The following is an 11,488-nucleotide window of genomic DNA, read 5'->3' as shown; positions in this document are numbered from 1 at the left end:
AGTCAAGCCAGTGCGCCAGGCGACCGGCCTCGTTGCCCACCAGCAGCAGGTGCTGCAGCGGCGAGCCGATGGTGTCCGTGCCCACGCGCGCTCGCTCGCGCTGCTGCGTCATGACCTTGCGCAGCACGCCGCCCAGGCCGTCGCGGCTGCGCGTCCATTGCACGGCGCGCGCGTCGGCCAGGAACTCGCGCTGACGCGAGACGGCCGCCTGCAGCGCGTGTCCCGCGAGCCAGCCCAGCCAGCCCACCGCCATCAGGAAGAGACCGATCACGAACCACACGAGGCGCCCGCCCCGTTCACCCGGCTCCATCAGGCGCTGGCCCAGCCGGTAGATCATCTCCAGGCCGAACACCATGCCGGCCAGGCGCAGATTCAGGCGCGTGTCGCCCTCGCCGATGTGGCTCAGTTCGTGCGCCACCAGGCCTTGCAATTCTTCGCGCGTGAGGTGGTCTAGCGCGCCGCGCGTGACGGCCACGACCGCGTCGTCGGTGTCCCAGCCGGTGGCAAAGGCGTTGATGGAGGGGTCGCGCGCGACCACCATGGCGGTGGGCCGCGGCAGGCCCGAGGCGATGGCCAGTTCGTCGACGATGTTCACGAAGCGCTGTTCGTCTAGCTGCCCCGAGGGCTGGGCCGCCCGCGCACCCATGCGCTCGGCGAGGCGCACACCGCCCTGGTGTTCGAGCTGCGAGGTTTCAACCCACCAGCCCCCCAGGACGAAGAGCAGGGTGACCCCGGTGTTCACGGCCCAGAAGTGGCGCGGGAAATAGAGCTCGCCCGGCAGCCAGATCGGCCCGGTGAGAACCCAGCCCAGGGCCACGGCGGCGTTGACCGCGAGCACCAGCAACAAGACCGTGAAGCCGAAGGCGACCACCAGCCACCGGCTTTGCGCACGGGCCTCGCGCTGGGATTCGGCAAAACGCATGCGCAGCCTGCTTCGATCGGGGCGGCTCAGAACTGAACCTTGACCGGCTGGCGCTCGGCCTCGCTCGTGGTCGACTCCAGCATGGACTGCGGCTGGAAGTTGAACAGGCGCGCAACGATCAGCGTGGGGAACTGCTGCGCGGCGTCGTTGTAGTCGTTGGCCTGGTCGTTGTAGGCCTGGCGCGCGAAGCCGATGCGGTTCTCGGTGCTCGAGAGCTCCTCGCTGAGTTCGCGCATGTTCTGATCGGCCTTGAGCTCGGGGTAGTCCTCCACCACGGCCATCAGGCGGCCCAGCGCGCCGCCCAGCATCTGTTCGGCGCCCGAGAGTGTGCTGATGAGCGCGGGATTGAGCGGCGCGCCGGACGCCGCCTGCTCGGCGCTGCGCGCCTGATTGCGCGCGGCGATCACCGCCTCCAGCGTCTGCGATTCGTGCTCAAGGTATTTGCGCGCCACCTCCACGAGGTTGGGGATCAGGTCGTGCCGGCGCTTGAGCTGCACGTCGATCTGACCGAACGCATTGGCGATGCCGTTGCGCAAGCGCACGAGCCGGTTGTAGGCCCCGACCGCCCAGAAGAAGACCACCAGCGCCGCCAGCAGCAGCACCCATTGCAGAACGCTCATCGTGTTCACTCCTTGCCTTCCCCCGCCGTCTGCGGGCGGGGGACTATAGCGCGCGAAATATCGCCCCCCAAAGAAAAAGCCCCCGGCCTTTCGACCGGGGGCTTGTCGGCGCTGACGGGCGCCGGGCCGCTTACTCGGCGGACTCGCCGGCCGCCGCATCGGCCTGGTCAGCCGCCAGCGACAGGGCGTCGGCCTCGGCGATGGCGCGGCGCTCTTCGTCGTCCATCTTCTCCTTGACCTTGCGCGCCTCGTGGTACGCCATGCCGGTGCCCGCGGGGATCAGGCGGCCGACGATGACGTTCTCCTTCAGGCCACGCAGCTCGTCGCGCTTGCCCATGATGGCCGCCTCGGTCAGCACGCGCGTGGTTTCCTGGAAGGAGGCCGCGGAGATGAACGAGTCGGTGGACAGCGAGGCCTTGGTGATGCCCAGCAGGATGTTGCTGTAGGTCGCGGGGATCTTGCCGTCGGCGCGCAGGGCGTCGTTGGTGTTGAGGATCTCCGAACGCTCGACCTGCTCGCCGCCGATGTAGGACGAGTCGCCCGGGTTCTCGACCACGACGCGGCGCAGCATCTGGCGAACGATCACCTCGATGTGCTTGTCGTTGATCTTCACACCCTGCAGTCGGTAGACGTCCTGCACCTCATCGACGATATAGCGCGCGAGCTCTTCCATGCCCAGCAGGCGCAGGATGTCCTGCGGATCGGCCGGACCGTCGACGATGCTCTCGCCCTTGTTGACCACCTGGCCTTCGTGCACCAGGATGTTCTTCTCTTTCGGGATGAGCTCTTCCCAGACCTTGCCCTCGGGGTCGGTGATCTGCAGGCGGATCTTGCCCTTGGTCTCCTTGCCGAAGGACACGGTGCCGGTCATCTCGGCGAGGATGCCGGCGTCCTTGGGCGAGCGCGCCTCGAACAGCTCGGCCACGCGCGGCAGACCACCCGTGATGTCGCGGGTCTTCTGGCCTTCCACCGGGATGCGGGCCAGCACCTCGCCGGGGCCCACGTCCTGGCCGTCGCGCACCTGGATCAGCGCACCGACCTGGAAGCCGATGGTCACGGCGTGGTCGGTGCCGGGGATCTTCACCTCGCTGCCGGAGGCGTCGATCAGCTTGACCTGCGGCCGCACCACTTTCGTGGCGCCGCGGCGCTTGGGATCGATCACCACCAGCGTGGACAGACCGGTCACGTCGTCGACCTGCTTGGCCACCGTGAGGCCCTCTTCCACGTTCTCGAACTTCACCGTACCGGCGAATTCCGTGATGATGGGTCGGGTCAGCGGATCCCAATTGGCCAGGATGGTGCCGGCCTTGATGCTCTGGTCGGGCTTGATCGTGAGGATGGCGCCGTACGGCACCTTGTGGCGCTCGCGCTCGCGGCCGTGCTCGTCCTGGATGATGATCTCACCCGAACGCGCGATCACCACCAGCTCGCCCTTGGAGTTGGTCACGTAGCGCATCGTGGCGTTGAAGCCGATCACGCCGCTGGACTTGGCTTCGACGCTGGACGCCACCGCCGCACGCGAGGCCGCACCACCGATGTGGAAGGTGCGCATCGTCAGCTGCGTGCCCGGCTCGCCGATCGACTGCGCGGCGATCACGCCCACCGCTTCGCCGATGTTGGCCAGGCCACCGCGGCCGAGGTCACGGCCGTAGCACTTCGCGCACAGGCCGTAGCGGGTTTCGCAGGTCAGCGCGGTGCGCACCTTGACTTCGTCGACGCCAGCGGCCTCGAGCACGTCGAGCGTGTCCTCGTCGAGCATCTCGCCCGGCTGCACCAGCACGGCGCGCGTCTCGGGGTGGATCACTTCCTCGGCCGTGGTGCGACCCAGGATGCGGTCGCGCAGCGATTCGATGACCTCACCGCCCTCGACGATGGCGCGCATCAGCGTGCCATTGGAGGTGCCGCAATCCTGATGGGTGACCACCAGATCCTGCGTCACGTCCACCAGACGGCGCGTCAGGTAGCCCGAGTTCGCGGTCTTCAGCGCCGTGTCGGCCAGGCCCTTGCGGGCGCCGTGCGTGGAGATGAAGTACTGCAGCACGTTGAGGCCTTCACGGAAGTTCGCCGTGATGGGGGTCTCGATGATGGAGCCATCGGGCTTGGCCATCAGGCCGCGCATGCCGGCGAGCTGGCGGATCTGCGCCGCGGAACCGCGGGCGCCCGAGTCGGCCATCATGTAGATGGAGTTGAACGACTCCTGGTCCACTTCCTTGCCGGCGCGGTCGGTGGTCTTCTGCTTGGCCAGCTGGGCCATCATGACCTTGGAGATCTCGTCACCGGCCTTGCCCCAGATGTCCACCACCTTGTTGTAGCGCTCGCCCGCGGTCACCAGACCGGAGGCGTACTGCTGGGCGATCTCTTTCACCTCGGACTCGGCGCGCTCGATGATGCCGCTCTTCTCCTTCGGCACCAGCATGTCGTCCACAGCGATCGAGATGCCCGCGCGCGTGGCGAGGCGGAAGCCGTTCTGCAGCAGCTTGTCGGCGAAGACCACGGTCTCCTTCAGGCCGCACTTGCGGAAGCTCGCGTTGATGAGGCGCGAGATTTCCTTCTTCTTCAGCGGCTTGTCGAGCACCGCGAAGGGCAGGCCCTTGGGCAGGATCTCCGACAGCAGGGCGCGGCCCACGGTGGTGTCAACCAGCTTGAGGCCGGAGACGAACTCGCCGCTGACCTTGTCCTTGGTCCATTCCACCAGGCGCACGCTCACGCGCGCGGTGAGTTCCACCACGCCGTTGTCCAGCGCACGCTGCAGCTCGGGCAGATCCGCGAAGATCATGCCTTCGCCCTTGCCGTTGATCTTCTCGCGCGTGGCGTAGTACAGGCCCAGCACCACGTCCTGCGAAGGCACGATGGAGGGCTCGCCGTTGGCCGGGAACAGCACGTTGTTGGAGGCCAGCATCAGCGTGCGGGCTTCCAGTTGCGCTTCCACGGACAGCGGCACGTGCACGGCCATCTGGTCGCCGTCGAAGTCGGCGTTGAAGGCCGCGCAAACCAGCGGGTGCAGCTGGATCGCCTTGCCTTCGATCAGGATGGGCTCGAAGGCCTGGATGCCCAGGCGGTGCAGCGTGGGCGCGCGGTTCAGCAGAACCGGGTGCTCCTTGATGACCTCTTCGAGAATGTCCCACACCACGGGGGTGCCGGCTTCCACTTCCTTCTTCGCGGCCTTGATGGTCGTCGCGATGCCCATGGCTTCCAGGCGCGAGAAGATGAAGGGCTTGAACAGCTCGAGCGCCATCAGCTTGGGCAGGCCGCACTGGTGCAGTTTGAGCGTCGGGCCCACCACGATGACCGAACGGCCCGAATAGTCGACGCGCTTGCCCAGCAGGTTCTGGCGGAAGCGACCGCTCTTGCCCTTGATCATGTCGGCCAGGGACTTGAGCGCGCGCTTGTTCGCGCCCGTCATGGCCTTGCCACGGCGGCCGTTGTCCAGCAGGCTGTCAACGGCCTCCTGCAGCATGCGCTTCTCGTTGCGCGCGATGATCTCGGGCGCCTTGAGTTCGAGCAGGCGCTTGAGGCGCGAGTTGCGGTTGATGACGCGGCGGTACAGGTCGTTCAGGTCGGAGGTCGCGAAGCGGCCGCCGTCCAGTGGCACCAGCGGACGCAGGTCCGGCGGCAGCACGGGCAGCACGTCGAGCACCATCCACTCGGGCTTGATGCCCGAGCGCTTGAAGGCCTCGATGACCTTCAGGCGCTTGGCGTTCTTCTTGATCTTGAGCTCGGAGCCGGTCAGGTCGTTGCGCAGCTTCTCGATCTCGACGTCGAGATCGATGGCTTCAAGCAGTTCCTTGATGCCTTCGGCGCCCATCTTGGCGACGAACTCGTCACCGTATTCCTTGCGCTTGGCGTCGTAGTCGTCCTCGGACATGATGCCGAACTTCTTCAGCGGGGTCATGCCGGGGTCGGTCACCACGTACGCTTCGAAGTACAGCACGCGCTCGATGTCGCGCAGCGTCATGTCGAGCACCAGGCCCAGGCGCGACGGCAGCGACTTCAGGAACCAGATGTGCGCGCAAGGCGCGGCCAGGTCGATGTGGCCCATGCGCTCGCGGCGCACCTTGGTCTGCGTGACTTCAACGCCGCACTTCTCGCAGATCACCCCACGGTGCTTCAGGCGCTTGTACTTGCCGCACAGGCACTCGTAGTCCTTGATGGGGCCGAAGATCTTGGCGCAGAACAGGCCGTCGCGTTCCGGCTTGAAGGTGCGGTAGTTGATGGTCTCGGGCTTCTTCACTTCGCCGAAAGACCACGAGCGGATTTTTTCCGGCGATGCCAGACCGATGCGAATGGCATCGAAATGCTCGTCGGGCGTGAACTGCTTGAACAGGTCGAGCAAGGATTTCATGTGAGCTTTCCTTTACTTCTGTGGATCACGAACGCTCGAGTTCGATGTCGATACCGAGCGAGCGGATCTCTTTGACCAGCACGTTGAACGACTCGGGCATGCCCGCGTCGATGGTGTGCTCGCCCTTGACGATGGACTCGTACACCTTGGTGCGGCCCTGCACGTCGTCGGACTTGACGGTGAGCATTTCCTGCAGGATGTAGGAGGCGCCGTAGGCTTCCAGCGCCCAGACCTCCATCTCGCCGAAACGCTGGCCACCGAATTGCGCCTTGCCGCCCAGCGGCTGCTGGGTGACGAGCGAGTACGGGCCGGTGGAACGGGCGTGCATCTTGTCGTCGACCAGGTGGTGCAGCTTCAGGAAGTGCATGTAGCCCACAGTGGTCTTGCGCTCGAAAGCGTCGCCGGTGCGGCCGTCGTAGAGCTGCGCCTGGGTGCGCGTCTCAGTCAGACCCTTGAGGGCGGCGATGTCGTCCGGGTAGGCCAGCTTGAGCATCGCGCGGATCTCGTCTTCCGAGGCGCCGTCGAACACGGGCGACGCGAACGGCACGCCGTGCTGCAGGTTCTCGGCCATTTCCAGCACCTCGGTGTCGGACATGGCGGCGAAGTCTTCCTTCTTGCCCGCCTGGTTGAAGACGGTTTCGAGGTACTGGCGCACTTCGGCAACCTTGGCTTCGCGCTGCAGCATGTCGCCGATGCGCTGGCCCAGGCCCTTGGCGGCCCAGCCCAGGTGCACTTCGAGCACCTGGCCCACGTTCATGCGCGAGGGCACGCCCAGCGGGTTGAGCACCACGTCGGCGGGAGTGCCGTCGGCCATATGCGGCATGTCTTCAACGGGCACGATCTTGGAGACCACGCCCTTGTTGCCGTGGCGGCCGGCCATCTTGTCGCCAGGCTGCAGGCGGCGCTTGACGGCCAGGTAGACCTTGACCATCTTGAGCACGCCCGCAGGCAGCTCGTCACCCTGGGTGAGCTTCTTGCGCTTCTCTTCGAAGGCGAGGTCGAAGCTGTGGCGCGTCTGCTCCATCGAGTTCTTGATGGACTCGAGCTGAGCGGCCACGTTGTCGTCCGCCGGGCGGATGTCGAACCAGTGGTACTTCTCGACGTCGGCCAGGTAGGCCTTGTCGATGGTCGTGCCCTTGGCGAGCTTCTTCGGGCCGCCGTTGGCGACTTTGCCGGTGATCAGCTTCTCGATCCGGTCGAAGGCGTCGGCCTCGACGATGCGCAGCTGGTCGTTCAGGTCCAAGCGGAAGCGCTTCAGCTCATCGTCGATGATCTGTTGCGCGCGCTTGTCGCGCTGGATGCCTTCGCGGGTGAACACCTGCACGTCGATCACGGTACCCTGCGAGCCCTGCTCCACGCGCAGCGAGGTGTCCTTCACGTCGGAGGCCTTCTCGCCGAAGATGGCGCGCAGCAGTTTCTCTTCCGGCGTGAGGGTGGTCTCGCCCTTGGGCGTGACCTTGCCCACCAGCACGTCGCCGGGCAGCACCTCGGCGCCGACGTAGATGATGCCGGACTCGTCCAGGCGGTTGAGCTGCTGCTCAGCCAGGTTCGGGATGTCGCGGGTGATTTCCTCGGCGCCCAGCTTGGTGTCGCGCGCCATCACCACCAGCTCCTCGATGTGGATGCTTGTATAGCGGTCGTCGGCCACCACGCGTTCGCTGATGAGGATCGAGTCCTCGAAGTTGTAGCCGTTCCAGGGCATGAAGGCGATCAGCATGTTCTGGCCGATCGAGATCTCGCCGAGGTCGGTGGACGCACCGTCCGCGATCACGTCACCCTTGGCCAGCTTGTCGCCCTTCTTCACGATGGGACGCTGGTGGATGTTGGTGTTCTGGTTGGAGCGCTGGTACTTGATGAGGTTGTAGATGTCCACACCCACTTCACCGGCCACCGCCTCCTCGTCGTTGACGCGGATCACGATGCGGGTGGCGTCGACGTAGTCGACCACGCCACCGCGGTTGGCGGTCACCACCGTGCCGGAGTCGATCGCGGCCACGCGCTCGATGCCGGTGCCCACGAAGGGCTTCTCGGGGCGCAGCACGGGCACGGCCTGGCGCGACATGTTGGCGCCCATCAGCGCGCGGTTGGCGTCGTCGTGCTCCAGGAACGGCACGAGCGAAGCGGCCACCGAGACGATCTGCGCGGGCGACACGTCCATGTACTGGATGGTGTCGGGGCCGGTCAGGATGGATTCACCCTTCTCGCGCGCCGAGACCAGTTCACCGACCAGCTTGCCGTCCTTGTCGAGCGCGGCGTTGGCCTGGGCAATGACGTACTTGCCTTCCTCGATGGCGGACAGGTAGTCGATCTGGTTCGTGACCTTGCCATCGATCACGCGGCGGTACGGCGTCTCGATGAAGCCGTACTCGTTGAGGCGGGCGTACAGGGCCAGCGAGTTGATCAGGCCGATGTTCGGACCTTCGGGCGTTTCGATCGGGCACACGCGTCCGTAGTGCGTGACGTGCACGTCGCGCACCTCGAAGCCGGCGCGCTCGCGCGTCAGACCGCCCGGGCCCAGGGCCGAGACGCGGCGCTTGTGCGTGATCTCGGCCAGCGGGTTGGTCTGGTCCATGAATTGCGACAGCTGCGACGCGCCGAAGAACTCCTTGAGCGCCGCGGAAATCGGCTTGGAGTTGATCAGGTCGTGAGGCATGAGCGGCTCTTGCTCGGCCTGGCCCAGGCGCTCCTTCACGGCTTTCTCGATGCGCGCGAGGCCGGTGCGGTACTGGTTCTCGGCCAGCTCGCCGACGCAGCGCACGCGGCGGTTGCCCAGGTGGTCGATGTCGTCCACTTCACCGCGGCCGTTGCGCAGGTCCACGAGGATCTTGACCACGGCCAGGATGTCGTCGTTGGACAGCACCATGGGGCCGGTGGCCTCGTCGCGGCCCACGCGGGCGTTGAACTTCATGCGGCCCACGCGCGAGAGGTCGTAGGTGTCCGGGTTGTAGAACAGGCGGTGGAACAGGGCCTGCACCGCGTCCTCGGTCGGCGGCTCGCCGGGGCGCATCATGCGGTAGATGGCCACGCGAGCGGCGAACTCGTCGGCGGTCTCGTCAATGCGCAGGGTCTGGCTGATGTAGGCGCCCTGGTCGAGTTCGTTGGTGTAGATGCAGGCCAGCTCCTGGATCGACGCGGTGCGCAGCTTCTTCAGCAGCGCCTCGGTGATTTCCTCGTTGGCCTTGGCGATGATCTCGCCGCTGTCCGGATCGACGATGTTCTTGGCCACCACGCGGCCGATGAGGAAGTCCTCGGGCACGCTCACGTGCGTGGTGCCCGATTGCTCCAGCTCGCGCGTGTGGCGCGCGGTGATGCGCTTGTCCTTCGCCACCACGACCTTGCCCGACTTGTCGGTGATGTCGAAACGCGCCACTTCGCCGCGCAGGCGCTCGGGCACGAAGGCCATCTGCGCGCCGCTGTCCATGATGCGGAAGTGGTCGTTGACGAAGAAGTTCGCCAGGATGGTTTCCGGCGTCAGGCCGATGGCCTTGAGCAGGATGGTGACCGGCATCTTGCGGCGGCGGTCGACGCGGAAGAACAGCACGTCCTTCGGATCGAATTCGAAATCAAGCCAGGAGCCGCGGTAGGGAATGATGCGGGCCGAGAACAGCAGCTTGCCCGAGCTGTGCGTCTTGCCCTTGTCGTGTTCGAAGAAGACGCCCGGCGAGCGGTGAAGCTGCGAGACGATCACGCGCTCGGTGCCGTTGATGATGAAGGAGCCCTTGTCGGTCATGAGCGGCACTTCGCCCATGTAGACCTCTTGCTCCTTCACTTCCTTGACCACCTTGGACTGCGGCGTCGAGGACTCGCGGTCATAGATGATGAGCTGCACGCGGGCGCGCACGGCGGACGCGAAGGTCAGGCCGCGCGTCTGGCACTCGCGCACATCGAACGCGGGTTTGGCCAGGTTGTACTCGACGAACTTCATCTCGACGAAGCCGTTGTGCGAGACGATCGGGAAAGCCGCCGTGAACGCGGCCTGCAAACCCTCGTCGGTGCGCTGCTTGGGCAGCACATCGGCCTGCAGGAAAGCGGTGTAGGCATCCTTCTGCATCTGCAGCAGATAAGGAATGGTGAGCACGTTCTCGCGCGTGCCGAAGCTTTTTCGGATGCGCTTGCGTTCGGTGTATGAGTACTTCGATGCCATGAGATCTCCGGGCTTGAGGTCTTGGCGACTGTCGGTCAGCGGCGTGCGGCGCTGACGAGCTTGGTGGCTGGCCTCTACCAACCGATGGCGGACGGCCCACGCGTTGCACGCGGGCCCGAACCAAGTGGTCTTCTGCAGTCGGGTTCAGAAGACACTTGGAAACGCTGCAAGGCAACGATTCCAGGTGCGCTCTGAAAGCGCAAAGGGCAGGTTGGGAAACCTGCCCGGTTGTAAATCGGATGCGGGCCGTAGCGAGCGACCCGAGGTCGGTGCGAGGAGCGGAGCCGTACTGAAGTACGGTGAGCACCGCAGCGCCGAGATCGGGTCGCGCAGTAGGCCCGGGCCGATTTACTTCAGCTCGGCCTTGGCGCCGGCTTCCACCAGCTTCTTCACGGCGGCTTCGGCGTCGGCCTTGGCGATGCCTTCCTTCACGTTCTTCGGCGCGCCGTCGACCAGGTCCTTGGCTTCCTTCAGACCCAGGCCGGTGATTTCGCGCACGGCCTTGATCACGGACACCTTGTTGGCGCCGGCTTCGGTCAGCACGACGTTGAACTCGGTCTTTTCTTCAGCGGCGGCCGCGCCACCACCAGCAGCACCACCAGCGGCCGGAGCGGCCATGGCGGCGGCGCTCACGCCGAACTTCTCTTCGATGGCTTTCACCAGGTCGTTGAGTTCCATGACCGACATGCTGTCCAGGGCGGTCAGAAATGCGTCTTTATCGAATGCCATTTGAATTTCCTATCAATCGGTTGATGTATGCGGGAAGCTGCGGCCATCAGGCGGCAGCGGTTTCGCTTTCGCCTTTTTTCTTGGCCAGCGCGCCGAGCACCACCGCGGTACGCGAGATCGGCGACTTGAGCAGGCCACAAAGCTGCGCCAGCAGGACCTCTTTGGAGGGGATGCTGGCCAGTTGCTTCACACCTTCGACGTCCAGCGCCTTGCCGCCGTAGACACCGCCGCGAATGACCAGCTTGTCGTTGGTCTTCGCGAAATCGGCCACCACCTTTGCGGCGGCCACGGCGTCTTCGGAGAAGCCGTAGACGAGCGGACCGGTCATCTTGTCGGCCACCACCTCGAACGCGCTGCCGGCGACCGCGCGGCGGGCCAGGGTGTTTTTCAACACACTCAAGCTCACGCCGCTCTTGCGGGCGCTGATGCGCAGCTGGTCCATGGAGGCGACCGTGATGCCGCGGTATTCCGCCATCACGAGGGTTTGAGCTTTGGCGGCGAGGCTGGTCACTTCATTGATGACCGCTTCTTTCTCACTGCGATTCAGACTCAAGGTTCACTCCTTCAATGTGCGGGGGTGTCACCACCCGCCACACGCCTCATTGCAGCGATCAACCGTTGCAGGACACTCTCGAATCCTTCAGCGGCGGGATCGCCATCTGCGTTGGCCTTTGACGATTAAGCCGACCGGTCAAGGTCGGCGCCAACGGTCTTGGATGGCTTCGCGATTG

6 protein-coding genes are annotated in these 11,488 nt (G+C 65.4%); all 6 read right to left on the bottom strand.

Translation table 11 applies throughout. The annotated features are described in order from the left end of the window. Positions 1-922: M48 family metalloprotease (locus tag VLG41_RS03640; protein WP_325348034.1), on the bottom strand; the 922-nt coding region annotated here is incomplete at its 3' end. 26 nt (positions 923-948) lie between these two features. Beyond that, positions 949-1,542 carry a LemA family protein gene (locus VLG41_RS03635; protein ID WP_325348033.1) on the bottom strand — a complete coding sequence of 198 codons (594 nt, stop codon included), beginning with the start codon at positions 1,540-1,542 and terminating at the stop codon, positions 949-951. A 130-nt stretch (positions 1,543-1,672) separates the two neighbouring features. Continuing rightward, positions 1,673-5,884, bottom strand: a complete 4,212-nt coding sequence (gene rpoC, locus VLG41_RS03630) for a DNA-directed RNA polymerase subunit beta' (RefSeq protein WP_325348032.1) — start codon at positions 5,882-5,884, stop codon at positions 1,673-1,675. Positions 5,885-5,909: 25 nt separating this feature from the next. Continuing rightward, complete coding sequence (gene rpoB / locus VLG41_RS03625) at positions 5,910-10,028, bottom strand: DNA-directed RNA polymerase subunit beta (RefSeq protein ID WP_325348031.1); 4,119 nt, start codon at positions 10,026-10,028, stop codon at positions 5,910-5,912. 348 nt (positions 10,029-10,376) lie between these two features. Beyond that, positions 10,377-10,757: a 50S ribosomal protein L7/L12 gene (gene rplL, locus VLG41_RS03620; RefSeq protein ID WP_325348030.1), complete on the bottom strand. Its 381-nt coding sequence runs from the start codon at positions 10,755-10,757 to the stop codon at positions 10,377-10,379. Positions 10,758-10,803: 46 nt separating this feature from the next. Then, a complete protein-coding gene (gene rplJ, locus VLG41_RS03615) occupies positions 10,804-11,310 on the bottom strand; it encodes a 50S ribosomal protein L10 (RefSeq protein WP_325348029.1) in 507 nt (168 codons plus the stop codon). Positions 11,311-11,488 lie beyond the last annotated feature (178 nt).

Source organism: Hydrogenophaga sp. (assembly GCF_035481345.1).
Classification (GTDB): domain Bacteria; phylum Pseudomonadota; class Gammaproteobacteria; order Burkholderiales; family Burkholderiaceae_C; genus Hydrogenophaga.
The sequence above is the reverse complement of the archived record's forward strand: the minus strand, read 5'-3'. Positions and strand labels throughout refer to the sequence as shown.

What these genes read in the sequence shown, in the direction of transcription:
- rpoB (WP_325348031.1), bottom strand. Translation starts at nt 10,028, where the DNA reads ATGGCATCGAAGTACTCATACACCGAACGCAAGCGCATCCGAAAAAGC.
- rplL (WP_325348030.1), bottom strand. Translation starts at nt 10,757, where the DNA reads ATGGCATTCGATAAAGACGCATTTCTGACCGCCCTGGACAGCATGTCG.
- rpoC (WP_325348032.1), bottom strand. Translation starts at nt 5,884, where the DNA reads ATGAAATCCTTGCTCGACCTGTTCAAGCAGTTCACGCCCGACGAGCAT.
- VLG41_RS03635 (WP_325348033.1), bottom strand. Translation starts at nt 1,542, where the DNA reads ATGAGCGTTCTGCAATGGGTGCTGCTGCTGGCGGCGCTGGTGGTCTTC.